The organism is Coleofasciculus sp. (genome assembly GCF_046565525.1).
GTDB lineage: Bacteria > Cyanobacteriota > Cyanobacteriia > Cyanobacteriales > Coleofasciculaceae > Coleofasciculus.
Genome location: NZ_JBKHUP010000031.1, coordinates 14,396 through 30,962, shown reverse-complemented (window position 1 = coordinate 30,962; position 16,567 = coordinate 14,396). Strand labels below are relative to the sequence as shown.

The following is a 16,567-nucleotide window of genomic DNA, read 5'->3' as shown; positions in this document are numbered from 1 at the left end:
ATTGTGGATTGGAATCTAGAAGGGCATAGTTTTTACTTTTTACTTCTAGCTACAGCTTGGCGAGCAGCAACTATCCGAGCCACGCCCACCGTTGTCCCCACTGTCATCCCGCCCATAAACGTAGCTCCCCTCGCCAAACCCGCAAAGGCAGCCATACCACCAGCTGCGGCAATTCCGGCTGAAAGAAATGGAGCGGTTACACCAATGAAAACCAGGAAAAACATGGGCTGATTGGCATCGGCAGTTACGATTAGCAATCCGGCTAATCCCATGAGAATATTGAGGGATAATTTAGCCATTCCCAAGGCAAAAAATCCGCTGAGCCAGGAGAGTAATGGCTTGGCTCCTGTCGGTAGTAACGTGCCTCCCATTGCCATTGGACCAACCAGGGCGGTTAGAATCATTGATAATTCGATGCCCCACTGGTAGGCTTGGTTTAAGGCAATGAGCAAAATCCGAATCCCGGTTTGTAATGTTGCCCCAATGGTGGAGCTAAACCCAGAGAGCAACACATCTGTCCAATTGCCACCCCCTTCTTGAACCGCTTGAATCGCTAATCCAATTCTTTCTGATGCCTGCGCCCACCAACTGCCATCGTTACCCCGAAATTCTCGGAGTTCGTCCCGAACCTCTTCCAGGTTGGCTTGCACCTCTTGCAAGCAAGCTAGGGTTTCCTGTTGGGTTTTGTCCCCGCTGGTGCAGTCTCGCAGCATGGAACCCATGAGCGTCTCGGCTAATCCCCATTGATTGGCTTCTTCGTAGGCTTCTCGGATGCCCGTGGTGGCGGCAGTATATTCGAGGACGTAATTATTGACGGAATTGATATAGTCCCGCATCACTAGGGTGCTTTGGGCGAGGAGTGCGCCATTATTAAACAGAAATATGCCGACAATCAACGGCCAAATCAGTTCGGAAAAGGCTTCGGAGGATTCATCATTGAGCATGGCTTTTGTCCAGCGCACCATGAACAAAACTAAAGTGGCGACGGCAAACAAGACGCCCACGTCGCAGAGTGCTTCATACAATCCCCCATTGAGAACTTCAGTCCACAATTCGTTGAACCCGGCGGATATGGCTTCTGAAGTTGAGTGCGCCTGTTCGAGTAACGTTGTTGCTTCGGCTAACAGGGGTGGCACAAGTCCGTTGATTGTCATCCTCCCCATCAATCCTCCTCTCCCTGAGTCGGTGTTGTGTCCAACAAACTATTGCCCGCGATCGCGCTTAATTCGTAAGCGGCTTCTCCCATTAGCGTCAACCGCCGCTCTTTCGCCTCAGCGTCTAGGGTTTCGGAAATGTTGGAGAGGTTCAAATTGGCGTATTGGGCGTCTTGCCTTGCTTGCAGGGCGTCGAGGCGCTGCTGTCCCAAGACTTCAGCAATCTGACCATTTTGAGCCGCGATCGCTTTGAGGACTTTTTGCGACGCATCTAAGTTCTGAGCCTGCTGAGCTAGAGTAGAGGCTTGGGAAACGGCTTCTTTTGTGCTTTCAATTTCTGATACCACACGCTCTTGCCCTGCTTCCCCTAACACCGAAGCGATACTGGCGCGGGTCATTTCCCGGTCTAATGTGTTGGCAGCACGCTGGGTTCCTGTGACTGGATTTTCCATGAAAACAGTGGTTTCACCTTGTCCTAATGACTCCGTTAACACCTTTCTCGCGGTAATGGGATCGGGAATTTCCATTTGTCCTGTGGCGGCTTCAAGGGCAACATTAATATCAGTTGCCACTGCACCAAAGACCTCTTCCACCACTTGGTCGAGATAGGCATCAAGGGAGGAAAAATATCCCTCAAACTGCTCAATAATCTCGTTGAACTTGGATGATACGTCGCTAATCACGTCTTCCCAAGGATTGGCTTGGGCTGGAGTTGGCATTAGTGTGACAGACAGAGTTAATCCTAAAACAATCAGCTTTTTGGGAAGGGTTAAAGGGAGAAGTAGAGATTTCATTGTTGTTTTCCTATTCAAAAGATTGACCGCGAATTCTGTTAACATAGGCTTCACTAAAGCGCACCATTCCTTCCAGAGGATTGTGTTTGTAGTTCTGCAAGTAAGCGCTTCGCCATTCTTGTTCGTCTGGATTGTTGGCAACGGCTGCTAGCTGGCAATAGGCTGGGTAATACCGACAACTGGTTAATTTGCCGTTGTTATCCAAAAGCCACTGACTGTAAAGCCCTTCTTTCTTGGGAAAAAAAGCGTCAGTCGAGTTGCGGGAAATAATCTCAACCGGATACTGAAAAATATCCACGAAACTTTTTACCGCTGAAGGTTGAATCACTCCAATTAAACGGGTGGTCATGTTAGCAAAAATTTTAGAAGCAGCGGCGCTATTGGAGATAGTTTCTGGGTCTTGAGCGCTCAAGATAACTCGCACCCCAGATTTAGCACCATTGGCACACAGTCTCCCGACCAACTCGGCAATTGAGGGATAATTAAACAGAATGGGGCTTTCATCGATGAAAAAGATGCTGGCTGGACTTGCCAGTGCCCGCCGCAGGGCGGCTGAATAGGCGGACAGTGAGAGGATGGCAGCATCGGCATCGTTGCTCAAGTTTCTTAGGGCAAACACCAGTAATCTGGCATCAGAACGGAAGGTCGAGGGGCGGCTGATGGCTTTTCCCACTCGGCTGCTGGTTAACCAGAATCGGAGTTTGATTTGGATTTGGTCGAGGGCTGTCAGGGCATCGATACCGCTATTACTCTTGCCCAAAGCATCCAAATCCAAAAAGCCGGGAGCGCAGAATTGGGAGAAATCCTGTAAAGTAGGGATATTTTCCCATTCAGGAGTGCCAAAACCACGTTCTCTGGCTTGCTGGTAGCGCAGTTTGATATCGGCATCATTGAAGAAGGTTTCTAAAGCCAAGCCGATTACCGCCCGCGTGCTGTCTACTAAAAGGGGATTGACTCCATCCAGATTAGTACCCAAAACCATCGCGAACAGGGCTGTTGCCAGAAAATCTTTGTAGTCCGCCATGCGTTCTTTGCGCGTCTTGATGTCTGGTAAGGCACGGGTATCGGGAATTTCAAAGAGGTTGGAACTCTGTGAGCCAATATCGAAATAAGCTCCGCCTTCTGAGCCGAAGAATTGGGTGTAGTCAGTGAATGTACTGGTGCCATCTGGCTTGGGGTAATCCAGAGCGACGACGGGCATACCCTGTGCCAGGGCTTGGGTGAGAATGCCCGACACTAACACGGATTTGCCCGCACGAGTCGTGGCAAAAACGCCCAGGTTCTTGTGCTTTTGGTATAAATCTAGATGAAGGGGAGTCCCCCCCTCATCTGCAATCAGTTCAAACCCTGACTCATCCACCGCTGCTGTGGTTACCAGGGGCATCAATCCGGGGGCTTCTGAACTAAAGTAAGTTAGGCGACGGTCGAATGGTTTAGCCAGCAGCTTTTCTAAGACAATAGGTAGGCATTGTAGCCATAGTTTCCAGGCATATTCTTTCTCTCGCACGACCACGGCGGGGCGACGGAAGCAGCTACTCAAATACCGACAAGCTTCTGCCAGTGACCGAGTATCTCGACGGTGAACGAGGAAAACTACGGCGGTGTTAATTGGTACGGCGCCTTCAATCATTTCAGCTTGAGCCGCGATCGCTTTTTCGGCTTTGAGTTGAGCGCCCACATCCACAGAAGCGTTGCTAATGGCGAGTTCGCTACCCACAATGGATTGCTTGGTGATGCGCTGCACGGCTGTCTTGGCGAGGGCTTCGTTGGCTCGGGAGAATTGGGCAATGATTTGAGTATCGTACACCCGCTCTCGGCTCAGTACCTGCCACAGATACCTGAGCTGGGCATATTCATCTCGCCACCCGGCGGGTTTATCGGTGAAGGAGAGGACACCGATATAGCGATTTTTGAGCCTCACCCAAGCCCGGTCAAAGAAGGGTACAGAGGATTCTCGCTCTAGTAAATGATGGCAGATGTGGAAATCGCTCTGGCTTTTTTCGGTTAAACTACGGTCGTCCAAGGTGAGAATATGGGGAATGGGCGGCGGGTCTGAGAAATTAAATTGCGTCCACAGATCAGACCAAAGGTGCTGGGCGGTCATGGGTTGAATGGAAAGACCCATCTTGGTTGCCAAGAGTTGTTCCCAAAGTTGGAAGCCATCGGTAAAACTATTGAGAAAAATGGTCTCTAACTGTTGGCGCTTGTGTTCGTGGATTTGTCCGGTGAATGCCTTCCAGCCTTGAGCTAAAAGCAGTAAAATTTTGCCCAGAGCGTCTTGGGAAGTGCCTTCGGCATCGCCATCTACGGTGTAGGTGCAGTAGAGTCGTAGTGTTTTGGGTTTACGAATCCCTGCCTCGGTGAGTTCTCTGACTCTTAAGCGATCGCTACCGACCAACAGTTGGAGTTGGGCGGAATCGCAATGGTCTTGAACGGCTTTGAGCTGTGCTTGTCGCTGCCAATCTGTCGTGAATGAAGTGGCGTGAATGGTTAATGTCTCGTTGTCAGGTAAATCCTTCAATCCCGACTCGATAGCCTCGAAAATAGTCGGCACTTGGATGCAGGGCAATGAAGGATGAACTCCTGTACAATCAAAGCCAAATTTTAACTGAATGGTATCCTTTTTTTTGAGGCAGTAGGCTCCAATATCCAAACCGCGCAACTTAAATCGAACCATCCCGGCGAAATGAACAAAGTCTTCAAAGGGGGTAACTTGTTTTTTGGCTTTAGGCGGGACATAGTTTAATGCCTTCTTCCCGACTTTGGTTTGGGATTGTGGAGCTACCACCCGTTTTTTTTTTGGTAGGGTTGATGCTGTTGTTTTCGACATTATTTCCTCCTGTACCGACTGGATGGATGGGAAAGGAGTGGCTGAAACCGCTTATACCCTCGGACAATTCGCGGCACGCCAATAAACTTGGATAAAAACATCCACCCTTTGGCACCTGTCAGTGTCCACCAGGTTGCCCAACCCCAAGCCACAAACAATCCCGTCCATAGTAAGTTCCAACCCAAGAGTTGTTTGAGGATGTAGCCCAAAAGCCCAATTAGACTCCAAGGCACTACTTGGTCAGCGGGAAAGGGACCTAAGCGGGGCTGGGTTCCCAGAATTTGATTAACGGTACGAAAGTCCCGTTTGCCAGACATATCTGTTGTTTAAACCCCGACGATGAAACCCGTTAGAATATCAGCGACCACTACGGCTACCATAATGATCATGGGTGTCCTGGCTAAGGTCTGCCAGTCTTCATCGTTCCGAGCGGCTTGTACCACCCGGATGAGTGAAACGCCTAAATAAATTAACATCAAACCCCGCAGGACGTTGAAAATAATTTCAATTACGGGTGTGATGTCGGTACCTCCAGCATTACCAAAGGCTTGGGTCATAAATTCCTGAGCGCCATTGAAGAACTGAGCGTTTGCTGGAGTCGCCATCAGGTCAAAGGCAAATACTGTTGATAGAAACAGGAATGTTAGTGCTGATAAATTTAGCTTGTATTGCCGCTGCCACCGTTCAATGTTTGTCAACGCACCGCCAAAAAATTGGGGAGCGCTACATAATAGGGCGACTCCATAAACGAAAGAAGTGAGTAGCAGTCGGTGCAGAGACATTTCCAACAGTAGCAACGCCGACCCCCCAATAAACAGCAGGGGGACACTGAGGCGGTCTGTCGTTGCTTTCAACCCACCGCATCCTCTCACAGAACTTTTGAAGTAGCGATCGCTCGTATTGAAGCGACTGGCTTGACCTAAATGAGCGGGGAGTGGGGAAACCTGAGAATCCTTAACTATCATCGGTTGACTCGTTTTCTCGTGAACTCTCCTAAGCTATCGAGAAAGGAGCGAACCTCGGTTCCACCACTGGGTTAAAGTTGGGTTAACCCAGTGGTTAAAATCGATTTTAACTAATCCGGCGAGAAGTCCCACGCTCTAATCTTGGCGTCAAGTAGTTCACTGCCGACAGCCCTGGTTGAAGCAGTAAGTAAACTATCAATGTGCAACATTTAACCTCACGCTTTGCGCTTAAACAGCAGCATTTAGAGTAAGTACAGCATCACCAGTAATGATGAAGGCAGTTGCCTGCAAAGCTCTCAACATGATGTTTCGAGCGCCGTTCATAACCTTGTTGTGCAAATCTTTGACCAAGCAGCTAATCCGCTCTCTGATGCGGTTGGCAGCTTTCCTCATCTTGTGGCGTTGACGCTTTGATGGGGATAGAGCAGCACGGCTCAAGAGATTATCCAGGTGCTTTCCACAAGCGATTAATGCGTCCGATGTCTCCCTGTCCAATCTCTAAAACGTTTTCGCCGTCGTAACCTGTTAAAAAGGCACGATTTCCTGGATCTAGCGCAATTACACCACTGTTTGATGTAGAAATTTCCTCAACTCGTACTGGAATGCAAGCAAACCACTTCCCCCGTTGGTACACCAACTCAGTACCATATATACATTCAGTTGGCATAGGGACAGATGCTTTGAATGTAAGTCCCTTGGTAGTTCTGGGATACCAAGTACCTCCCTTGTAGTTACCCGGTTTGAACTGAATTGTTTGCGACCTAGCTCGACAAGATTTGAATCTTGCCTCACCATTGTTACGTCTGGCTTGACGGTGAGTGTCAAACGCTTCGTCGCAGGCTTCCTGAGCTTGATGTCCTGGAAGAGTTCTCACCCATTCTGGGATATCAGAGGATGCTCGATAGGTTTTTTGCAAATCCCCCTCAAACCCATTTTTTAGCTTGGCAATTGCCCAGTTAAACACCCAACGGTAAGCCGCCAACCACTGCTTCCAAACTTTGTGTAGTTCAGGAGTTGGATACACCCTGATTTTGAGTACACTGTTCGGTGGTTGCTTGGTCGATTTTTTGGCGTGAGCGTGTCGGACAGTCTTCTTGTAACGCTTCGGTGACTTGCTTTTTGTATTTTCGCAGTCCGTAAAGCCTGCTACTGAAACAGTGGACGATGGACAGCATATCTGCAACCAGTTCTTGTTCTGGGCTGAGCTTACGTTCATTGAGAACCACGAGTTCGCATCCGGCGCGTTCACACAACCACTTAACCAGCTCAAATCCGAATCGAACAAGTCGCTCGGGGTGGGCAACCACAAGGCGTTGGACATCGCCTGTGAGAATTCTGTCCAAAATGGCAAGGAATTTTCGCCGCCTAAAATTAAGCCCGGAGCCAATGTCTGATAAAAGTTCCGCATCCGGAAATTTTGAACGAAGGAATTCAGTTTGTCGCTCAAGATCATCGCGCTGGGAATGAGTACTGACTCGCGCATAGCAAACAGTGACAACTGGTTTTGGAAGACAAGCTGCTTTCTCGACCTCTTCGAGGTCATAGCGCCTTTGTCCACCAGGGGTTCTGATGGTTTTAAGTTTCCCTTGTGATTCCCACCGTCTGAGACTGGATACATGGACTCCGAGGACTTTGGCGGCTTGTTTGGGTGTGACATAACTCATCGACAACCGCTTAAATCTATCAAATTGACGATAGCATACTTAAGCTAAGATGAGCGCTTTGATGAGTGATGCAAGTTACTTAGTGTTACGTCCGCGTTTGTCGGGAATTGTATTAGTTTTATATAGCAGTAATGCTTCTAAGTCAGTCACTAACTGATCCAGGCGTTTGAGCAATGAAGGGTCTTGGTCTAAACGCTGCCAAACGGCGGCTGAATCTGGAGAAGATAAAGAGCGATAAATCCCCTTAACGCGAGACTTCAATGCCTGAGTATGGGGGAGTGGGTTGTCTTCCTGTTCTAAGGAACGCTTGCGTTTTCTAATCTGGGCTTGAGATAGTCCTAACTCAATTGCCTCTTCTAGCAGGGCAACGCGCACCTTGGGGTCTTTGATCGAACCGATCAACCTTGCCTTACTATACTCAATTTTCCCCGACTGAATCGCTTGTCTTATCTCTTCGGGAAGATTTAATAACGGTAATCTCGCTGTGACAAACGACTGCCACCCAACCGTACCGAGAACTTGAAACGTTTTTTCGATTTCCTCAAATAAGATATTCGCCCAAATCGAGTCAGACTCGGCGGCTTCAGATTGAGCCGGGGAATTTCCCGGCTGTTGCTTTTGCTTAACCTGAACCATTTTGGTCTTATGCATCCTTTGCAGCAAGGAAATCACCTCCGACTGACTGCGAGACAGCTTCAATGCCAATAACTGCAACACGCCTTCGGTTTCTTCAAAGGGATTGAGGTCTTCCCGCTGCAAATTTTCAATCAGTGCCAAAACCAGGGAATCTTCGTCACTCAGGTCTTTAATCACGACGGGAACTTGCTCTAATCCCGCTTTTTTGGCGGCGTGCCAGCGTCTCTCCCCGGCTATCAGTTCGTATTGCTCTGACTCCTCTGGCTGGGGTCGCACCAATAAAGGTTCTAAAATTCCGTGTTCTTTAATCGAGAGCGACAGCATTTCCAGCTTCTTGGAGTCAAAGTATCGCCGGGGCTGTTGGGGTGGTAAACTGATTGCGTCGATGGAAACCCACCGCGTAACTGATTCCTCCCCCAAATCCCCAGGAGGTTCCACTAGAGACATTGCCGCTACTGAAGCGGAGCTACTCTGAGCAACTCCTGTAGCTATCTGTTTCTGAAGCCGACGCTTCCCTTGCCCTCGTTGATTCAAATCAACCTACCTTTGCTACCTCTATCTTGGAAGTCTACCCTACTAATCGCGATCGCAATCAGCAGGACTGTCTACTCTACAATTTTGACAGGTTGCTTCCTAAACCGCCTTGAAGACGGTCTTTGACCACTCTAAATTGCTCAAACATCTAGAAAATTGAGCAAGTGGCTTGGGCTAAGTTCCTTACCCTGGATATCCAGCATGATAATCGTAATAGTCCTCTGGCTCTATGTCATAGGGTAGCTCAGATAGTTCTGCCCCCTCCTGGAGCGCTGCCTGTTGTCTGCCACTCTGCTCCTGTAAGGTGAGCTGTTCCTGTCCCGACTGCGACCATTCCGACCAGGTCATACCATAACGCTGTAGGAATCTTTGCTCCCTCTCCTCAAATTCCTTAACTTCCGCCATTTTTCGAGCTTCCATTGCCCAAGTATCTTCCAGAGCTTTACCTCTAGACATCAATCTCGCTCTATACGACTCCGTTATCGTGCCATCGGGGTTAAAGTTTTCCCGGTCAAAAGAATCCCAAAAATCGTAAGCTCTTGCCATTTTTCTACTTGATACGCGACTAATTATTCGGCTCAATACCCATTCTGTAAATTTCCATTCTAGACGATGACCCAAGGGTCAAACATCAACCAACTAGCTAAGCTAAAATAGCTGATCAGTTGATTTTAAATTTTCGGTTTTGTTTTAGGGTCGAGACAGAGTTTTCGATTCAATCGTGATGTCTCTTACCTTCAAACACTTTGATACCCGCCTTAATCAATGGATTCACACGGATGGCAACCTAGACAACCCAGACAGCATCCTCACCGAAACCCTAGACAACACCCTCCTGGAAACCTACTTTCCAGGAGTAGAATTTAGTTTTGGTCACATCGACGAGAAATCTAAAACTGAAGACCTCTACAACCATCCAGACGGTCATGTATTACTCCTGAGTTCAAAAAGCCGTCTGCTATATGGACCTGCTGAGTGCTTGGAAACCATAGACCAGCTCTGTCCTGACCGCAAAGACCGGGGAGCTTATGGCAGCATTTTCCTGGGTAGCTGCAAAAATGCTCTCACCAAAGAACTGAATATTTTGGTGGTGAATGACGAGACAGGGGAAAATGGAGAAATACTGCCTGACGCCGTTGCATGGCGACAGGTCGGGGACTGTCATGGCAAGATTTCTCCCGAACTCTCCCAACAGTTGAGTTCAACTGTCGAACACGTTATTCAGCACAGGTTAGCCATCCCCTCAGAGTATCGATTTGCCAAAGGAACGCTAGCCCCCAAAGACCTAACTCAACTGCCTTACCAAAAGGTTAACACGCCTCCCATCGACCTAATTCTGCCTACCTCCAGCTTCAAGGGAGGAGACAAGGACAACAATCCCATCCAGCCAGGATTGCATACGGTAACGGTTTGGATTGGAGAAAAAGAGCGATCGCAACAAGGAACTATCGCCGCTTCCCAAGTTCACGCTTCCTTTCCAGAAGGCATTCGGGATTTCCTAACCATCTTAGAAGACCAAGCCGAAAAGCTAAGAGACATCCAAGACGACCCCCGAAAACTCGCTGAATATTACTGCTCCAAATACGAAAAACGTAAAGCACTACTCGAAAACCAACCCTCAGAACTAGAAGAGGAGCAAATAGAATCCGGAGAAATTGAAACCGATTCTGCCAAAGACCAGATGATGTATCGCCTCATTAAAACTGACTTAGAAGGCGATGGTCAATTACTGGAAACTCAAAAAGTCACAGATGAACTCAAAAGATTCGTACAAAAAGAATGGCGGAATATTGCCATAGGAAAAACAATTGAGTTTGAGCGGGGAATGATTATTCCCTCTAAAGACTTAAAGCACAAAGAAATCTGTGTGACCTATTTTCCTGAAGGAGAAGAAATTCTCAACTTCCGCTCTCCCCTGCTCAATTCCAATGGAATGTGCATCTCAACCAATAAAATAGTCGAGGATGCTTACGCTCCCAATGGCAAACCACTCAAAGGCGTAATTGTGGTCAATGATGAAGACCAGAAACGCATCCAAGCGAGAATTGATGCCCTGAAAGCACAGGGCGTAGAACCTACAGAAGTCGTTCCCCTAGAAACCGAATCCGAACGGCAAGGCAGAGACTACGACGGTGACTGCATTGGCGTAGAATTAGCCAGTAAATACCCTACATTCACTGCCGAAGCTCACAGAAGAAACCAACCCGAAAACGCCTATGCTCCTGTTAAAAAAGAAAAGAAAGCCTCCTTCCACAGACCCGATGGTAGCCAACCCCCTTTTGAGGAAATTGCCCTATTCATGTCAGATGGCATTTCTGTAGGTATCATCAATAATCATGCCACAGCCTTAGAAGCATTAGAGTCAGAAATTGACCTACTCACAACCAATGGAACCCCACAGCAAAAAGCTGATTATGTTCGGCAAGTCGGAAGTCACTACCAAAACTTAGTCCAACAAGAAACTGACCCGATAAAACCCCAATCCATCAAATCCGAGTATAGAGATAGAATTATTCAAGTGGCTCAAATTGCCCAAGCTCCTCTAACAACTGAAAACCTAGACCAAGCGCTTAAAATTAATCGCAGTATCTACCACGACATGATTGGGGAGGCGGGATATCAAAACCAGTTAGCCGTAGATATTTTCAAAAGCAATAGAGCGCCGGATATATCGGTTATTAAAGAAAACCAAAGACTGCTGCACCGAGTACCCGACTATATTAGGGACAAGAAATCCCCTAGTGTTTACATAAAATCAGGAATCAAAGCCGAGGGGTACTCTCCGGTAGAACTCATGGTGCGACAAGCCAACACCTTCTTTGAACAATCCCAGTTGGAATCGCGCCCGACTGAACAGTTTCGCGATTTATTTCCCGAAGCGTTCACACCGGGACAAAAAAACCAAGCCACGTTTGCAAAAGCCCAATTTGACCAATTATTTAACGAAGCCACTAAACAGGACAAGAAACGCAAAATTGAGCAAGGACCCGTTCTCAAAGTAACCACTCAAAAAGGTGCAGAGCTGGAAATTACCAATGTCATCAAATTAGACCATCCTGATTTAGGGAAAACAGACACGATGAACCTAAAGCTAGTGGAGAACGAACGCCCCAGCTCTAGGATACCGCATAAACTCATTGCCCTCGCTCAAGTCCAAGGCGAGGTGGGTGAAAACGGAAAGCCTATCTACAAACGACTGGGAACTGTTTGCGAAGTATCCAGAACCGAACTCGGATTAAAGGCAGGAATCAGCACCAACAATGCCCAAGTCAAACTGGCAGCTCCGATGACCCAAAAGCAATGCAAGTTGCTATTTCAAAAAGCCAAGGATTACGCCCAGTCTTTTAGGGACAGCATTCCAGAAGACCAGAGGTTTGCCGTGGCGGCTGCCACTTGGCATATTTGTACCTCGCCAGAAAGTCTCGAAAGAGATGCGCGGGGTAAAACGATAAAACCCAACCCCAACCAAACGTTAAACTATAAAATCTCGAACTTTGCTTTTGCCGCTTTCTCTGAAGAAATCATCGGACAACTCGATACCCTACAATTTACTGAACTGACAGCGACGGGTATTAACCGAGAAAGCAATCAACTCAGAGATGAAGTCTGGAAAAGAGGACAGGATGTCAGTATAGAAATTAAAGTGCGAGACGACCTACCACCAGACGACCCTCGCTACAACAAACGGTTGTTTTTTGTCCTTGACCCAGAACAGGGGGAGTACAAGGAATTTGGTATCATTGACACCAAAGGTGGACAGTTGCCTATTGATACTCAAGCCAAAGCCACTATTCGTGCTGACTTGGTGGCTACGGCTAATTTGCACATTAATCACCCCCAAATTACTCAACCGATAAAGTTTGGTAAAGTTAACGATTGCGAATTGGCTTCCCATCCGTTCAATGGGGAAACCTATCACGTCACTTTAGAACAGTACCAACCCCCACCAGTACCCGTTCTCAAACTGGATGGCAAAGTTATTGGCGAATTAGATGCTGGGTCAGTGGAAATGCTCAAACATGCCAATCGACTGCGGGAAGGACAAACGCTGGATGTCACCCTGAATACCTACGGGCGCAATAATGGTACACACACCCTAGCCACGACCCCTCATGGCAATACCATCCGCGCTAATCGCCAAGTTCAAAATGGTGCTTTTAAAGACCACCGCTTCAACGAGGAACAAGCCACTATTACCATTGGATTCAAGCAAGCCAAACCCGGCATGGCAGTTAAGATTGATATTAACGGCGAACAGAAAGTGGCGGGACTATTTACCCCCAACCAAAAAGAATCTAAAGAAGCCTTGACAAGGGCTGGTCTTTTCCAATCCGGAACAAGGTTTGAGGCACAGATTACCAGCAATGTCACTATTGCTTCAGTCAAAATTCAGCCGGATACTTTAGAATACCCCGGTAGGGGTGAGTGGATCAAGCAGCGCCGCGCTACCCAACAGTACCAAGACAACCAGAAGAGTGTCCAATACCAAACGGCTTCTTCCCTGATTGCTAACCTGAAAAGACAACCCAGCATCCTCCACAAGCTTGATTGGGAATGGGAGATGCCGAGTGGTGAAATTAAGCTGCTGCCTACTTTGGGGCTGGCGGTTGACCAAAATGTAGCTGATTCGACTGCCAAATGGCTAGATACTCAAGGCGTACCTCATAGTAGAGTTAATCTGAATGACCCGAGTATTGAGCCGGAAACCGAGCGAGGCTATGCTGTCTTTCGGATGGTCGAGGGTGACGTACCTCCCCAGGTTCGTCAGGTCATGGAACAGCAATGTGGGGAAGTTCTTTTTGCATACTTTACCAGTATGCTGGACGTCAGTCCCTACCACCAGCGTCTAGAGCAAATTGCCAAATTACCTCCAGAAAAACTTGACCAAGAACGGCAGAGGGCAGAGGATAAAAGGCAGAAGGGAAGAGGTATTAATGGGGGGTATCAGCGGCAACTCCCGACGCTGCTTGCCCGGGAAAATTATGAATGGGAAATAGCTCCAGGACAGTTTGAGGAAAAGCCAACACTCAGATTATCCGTCGATTCCAGCAAAATAGCTCAGGTGAAAGCATGGCTTGATCATAATGGAGTGGAGTTTGCCCCAGCCACTGACCCCTTAGATATTGAAGCGGAGGCTCAATTGGGTTATGAGGTAGTCAGGATGGTTGAGGGGAACCTGCCAGAAGCGGTTCAGCAGGGACTAACGGCTAAGTTTGGGGAACCTCTGGATGCCGATTCTCTTAAGGGTTCCTACTATCAGCGCCTCGAACAAATCGAGCAGGGTTTGCCTGAGATAACTGACGCACAGAGGGACAAAGGCGAAGCTTCTATGCAGGGGAATGGGAGAGTAGGGGAGCCGGAGAGAGAGTTTCCGCCCGATTCACTCCTGCATCCAGATACCTCTACCCCTATGTCAGCAAATCCTCTGGCTGACCTCCAACCCATCAACCCAGCCGTTGCTGCTCATACAAAAAAAGACGTGGCAATGGCTGCGGTGGCGACTCAGTTTATCGGCAAGTCGGCGGCGCCACCAGAAGTCCCATCGTCTACTCGTAACTACGAGCGAGCTTGGGGAGAACGGGCAAACACGGGCGTCTATTGCCAAAGCGATATCATTATGGTCAGTGGTTCCGGACCGTGGCGGGGTGTTACCAATCAACAGATTGAAGCCACCTTTACTACTTACTATAAGCCCCTGTTGGAGCAAGCGATCGCGGCGGGTAGTTCCTTTGTTGTCGGTAATGCCAAAGGCACTGACCAGTTGGTACAGAGTTACTTAAAAGAGCGCGGGTACAAGCTGGAATCGACAGCGGATAATTACCTCAAAGGTTCGCCAGAGCGGACTCAAACGGTTTCACCAGAGCATTCCTCTGAGTCTGGGAATGGTTCTCAACCTGTACAACTCTCTGGCAAACCCGTGAAAATGGTCTATCCTCTCAAGCTGCATGGGGAAGCCAACCCGTTACCCGTCAGCACGACTATCGATGCCATGCGGGGTTACGGACGCTGTCACACGACTCGCACTTACTCTCCTTATGCCGCCTACGGATTCAAGCAGGGGGATATTGCGCTGGCTGTAGCTGGGAAAAAACAAGTGGCGTTCCGAGTCGGTAAGCAGTACCCCATTACTCAACAGATGATAGCTGACCCCCAGTACCGGGAGCAATGGGCATCCTTTGAGAAGCACAGCGTAAAAGAGTTGGATAGTTTTAAGGGAAAAGAGGGTGTCTGGGGGCTATATATGGAGCCGCTGGGAGATTATGTCGATGGCAAGATTGTCCCCTTTCCCGAGGTGGCAACTCAAACTCAGCCGACACAGCCAAACGCCTCAATCGCCCAAGCCATTCAACAGCAGCGCACGGAATTGGTTGCCGCTGTTGTCGCCAAAACCTTAGATTTAGCTGGCACTCACCACCACAACGGTAGCAAATACACCGCTGAGTGGAACCCCACTCAACAAACTCTGACTTTAACACCTGTTAAGGATACTACTCCGGTAATGGTCGCCAAGCTCTCTCTTGGCAACTGGCAAGCTACTCAAGCCTGTCGGTTACGTCATTGTGATGTTGAGTTCTTTCAATCGATTATTCCTCAAATTCAGCATTTGGAACGACACGCCCAGGGTAAACAGGTCGGTCTAGACTGACGTTTTAATGGTCAAATGTACTGATTAGCAAGTTAATGAGTTGGGTAACACTTAAACGTGATGATAAGTAGTCAGATAAAAGTTAACTTTTGTCTGACTACTGAACTCTGAGTCTCATTATCCACCTGATCGCTAGATCGAACAAGGAAACCTTTATTATTTTGAGTGTTTTCTACGGAGTAAACTGTTTTGGTGTGAATATTAATAGATTGCTTTAACGATCTCACCTAAAGACGAATGCTGGAGGTTTCATGAAACAGCTTACTTCGGTCAAAATTTTCTTGACCATCTTTTTGGCTAGCAGTATTTTTCTGTTGGGAGGCAATCTCTGTGCCAATGCCAGTGAGTTAAAGGTGGCTTCATTCAATGTCGAATCAGGGGATGCTGTGCCATCAGTTATTGCTCGTAAACACATCGCACCCTTGGAAGACATTGACATCTGGGGATTCTCTGAAGTTCAGAACGCAAGCTGGCTTCCGGATCTCGAACAGGGGACAGAAGAAGGAGAAAATGCTGATTTTAAAACCATTCTCGGCAGTACAGGCGGAGGCGATCGCTTGGCTATTGCCTACAACAGCAATCTGTTAGAAGAAGTCAAGCATTATGAACTCGATGATATCAATATAGGAGGTCGAGTGAGAGCGCCCCTGGTCGCTCAATTTCGATTTAAGCCTGCGGGCGAAGAGTTTCTATTTGTGGTCAATCACCTTTACCGAACTTCAGAAACTTCTCGTCATCAACAAGCACAACTTCTCAATGAGTGGGGACGTTCTCAACAACTACCGATTATTGCTGCCGGGGACTACAATTTCGATTGGGATGTGGTATCTGGCGTCCACGATGAAGGCTGGGACTTAATTACAGCCGATGACGTTTTCACCTGGGTTAAGCCTGAGAAGTTGGTAGCAACCATATGTTCCAATCGATATGACAGTGTTCTCGATTTCGTCTTTGTGGCAGGTGAAGCAAAAAACTGGTCTGCATCTTCTGTCATCCTCTATGGCGACCCGTCAGATGCCTATTGTCCCGATGATCAAACCACCAGTGATCATCGTCCAATATTGGCAACGTTTGAGCTAGGAGAATCTGTACAACCAACTCCACCCAATCAACAACAGGTATTACTGAAACAAATTGAACAGATTGAGCGTGAACTATTGAAGCTTAAAACGTTGGTGGAAGAAAGAAGTTAAAAGTTCACACTCTTATTCGCCTTATTTCCTTTAGATCCGCCGGAAGCGTCGTTCTAAAACGGCGACAAAGGAAGCCGACAACCGTACCCGTAGAGTCGGTGTAGGAGGACGTCACGGAGAACACTTCGGCTGACAATAAACCCAGTCTTAC

At 48.0% G+C, this 16,567-nt stretch carries 12 protein-coding genes; 2 read left to right on the top strand and 10 right to left on the bottom strand.

Annotated features, from left to right (window positions below):
• Window positions 1–32: 32 nt before the first annotated feature.
• The 10 genes from ACLGGO_RS13205 to ACLGGO_RS13160 form a co-directional block, all read right to left on the bottom strand.
• Window positions 33–1,154 carry a hypothetical protein gene (locus ACLGGO_RS13205; RefSeq protein WP_446415870.1) on the bottom strand — a complete coding sequence of 374 codons (1,122 nt, stop codon included), beginning with the start codon at window positions 1,152–1,154 and terminating at the stop codon, window positions 33–35.
• Between the two features lie 8 nt (window positions 1,155–1,162).
• Complete coding sequence (locus ACLGGO_RS13200) at window positions 1,163–1,948, bottom strand: hypothetical protein (RefSeq protein WP_446419659.1); 786 nt, start codon at window positions 1,946–1,948, stop codon at window positions 1,163–1,165.
• A 10-nt stretch (window positions 1,949–1,958) separates the two neighbouring features.
• Window positions 1,959–4,778 (bottom strand): hypothetical protein, encoded by a 2,820-nt coding sequence (locus ACLGGO_RS13195; protein ID WP_446419658.1) that lies wholly within the window; start codon window positions 4,776–4,778, stop codon window positions 1,959–1,961.
• Window positions 4,778–5,095, bottom strand: coding sequence for a hypothetical protein (locus ACLGGO_RS13190; protein WP_446365176.1), 318 nt, complete (start codon window positions 5,093–5,095; stop codon window positions 4,778–4,780). The genes ACLGGO_RS13195 and ACLGGO_RS13190 overlap by 1 nt, the downstream gene beginning before the upstream one ends.
• 9 nt (window positions 5,096–5,104) lie before the next feature.
• On the bottom strand, window positions 5,105–5,743 hold the full coding sequence (locus tag ACLGGO_RS13185; protein ID WP_446419657.1) for a hypothetical protein: 639 nt from the start codon (window positions 5,741–5,743) through the stop codon (window positions 5,105–5,107).
• Between the two features lie 228 nt (window positions 5,744–5,971).
• The gene (locus tag ACLGGO_RS13180) at window positions 5,972–6,181 is read right to left on the bottom strand and encodes a hypothetical protein (protein WP_446419656.1); all 210 of its coding nucleotides are present in this window, start codon (window positions 6,179–6,181) and stop codon (window positions 5,972–5,974) included.
• A 4-nt stretch (window positions 6,182–6,185) separates the two neighbouring features.
• Window positions 6,186–6,767, bottom strand: coding sequence for a helix-turn-helix domain-containing protein (locus tag ACLGGO_RS13175; protein WP_446419655.1), 582 nt, complete (start codon window positions 6,765–6,767; stop codon window positions 6,186–6,188).
• Window positions 6,751–7,407 carry an IS607 family transposase gene (locus tag ACLGGO_RS13170; protein WP_446419654.1) on the bottom strand — a complete coding sequence of 219 codons (657 nt, stop codon included), beginning with the start codon at window positions 7,405–7,407 and terminating at the stop codon, window positions 6,751–6,753. Before ACLGGO_RS13170 ends, ACLGGO_RS13175 begins: the two co-directional genes overlap by 17 nt.
• 75 nt (window positions 7,408–7,482) lie before the next feature.
• Window positions 7,483–8,577, bottom strand: coding sequence for a ParB/RepB/Spo0J family partition protein (locus ACLGGO_RS13165; protein ID WP_446419653.1), 1,095 nt, complete (start codon window positions 8,575–8,577; stop codon window positions 7,483–7,485).
• A 183-nt stretch (window positions 8,578–8,760) separates the two neighbouring features.
• Window positions 8,761–9,123 carry a phosphoribosyl-ATP pyrophosphatase gene (locus ACLGGO_RS13160; RefSeq protein WP_446419652.1) on the bottom strand — a complete coding sequence of 121 codons (363 nt, stop codon included), beginning with the start codon at window positions 9,121–9,123 and terminating at the stop codon, window positions 8,761–8,763.
• Window positions 9,124–9,301: 178 nt separating this feature from the next.
• Between ACLGGO_RS13160 and ACLGGO_RS13155 the strand changes: the two genes are divergently transcribed.
• Both ACLGGO_RS13155 and ACLGGO_RS13150 read left to right on the top strand, forming a co-directional pair.
• Window positions 9,302–15,223 (top strand): hypothetical protein, encoded by a 5,922-nt coding sequence (locus ACLGGO_RS13155; RefSeq protein ID WP_446419651.1) that lies wholly within the window; start codon window positions 9,302–9,304, stop codon window positions 15,221–15,223.
• A 251-nt stretch (window positions 15,224–15,474) separates the two neighbouring features.
• Window positions 15,475–16,416: an endonuclease/exonuclease/phosphatase family protein gene (locus ACLGGO_RS13150; protein ID WP_446419650.1), complete on the top strand. Its 942-nt coding sequence runs from the start codon at window positions 15,475–15,477 to the stop codon at window positions 16,414–16,416.
• Window positions 16,417–16,567 lie beyond the last annotated feature (151 nt).

What these genes read in the sequence shown, in the direction of transcription:
- ACLGGO_RS13205 (WP_446415870.1), bottom strand. Translation starts at nt 1,154, where the DNA reads ATGACAATCAACGGACTTGTGCCACCCCTGTTAGCCGAAGCAACAACG.
- ACLGGO_RS13200 (WP_446419659.1), bottom strand. Translation starts at nt 1,948, where the DNA reads ATGAAATCTCTACTTCTCCCTTTAACCCTTCCCAAAAAGCTGATTGTT.
- ACLGGO_RS13170 (WP_446419654.1), bottom strand. Translation starts at nt 7,407, where the DNA reads ATGAGTTATGTCACACCCAAACAAGCCGCCAAAGTCCTCGGAGTCCAT.
- ACLGGO_RS13155 (WP_446419651.1), top strand. Translation starts at nt 9,302, where the DNA reads ATGTCTCTTACCTTCAAACACTTTGATACCCGCCTTAATCAATGGATT.
- ACLGGO_RS13150 (WP_446419650.1), top strand. Translation starts at nt 15,475, where the DNA reads ATGAAACAGCTTACTTCGGTCAAAATTTTCTTGACCATCTTTTTGGCT.
- ACLGGO_RS13190 (WP_446365176.1), bottom strand. Translation starts at nt 5,095, where the DNA reads ATGTCTGGCAAACGGGACTTTCGTACCGTTAATCAAATTCTGGGAACC.
- ACLGGO_RS13195 (WP_446419658.1), bottom strand. Translation starts at nt 4,778, where the DNA reads ATGTCGAAAACAACAGCATCAACCCTACCAAAAAAAAAACGGGTGGTA.
- ACLGGO_RS13185 (WP_446419657.1), bottom strand. Translation starts at nt 5,743, where the DNA reads ATGATAGTTAAGGATTCTCAGGTTTCCCCACTCCCCGCTCATTTAGGT.
- ACLGGO_RS13160 (WP_446419652.1), bottom strand. Translation starts at nt 9,123, where the DNA reads ATGGCAAGAGCTTACGATTTTTGGGATTCTTTTGACCGGGAAAACTTT.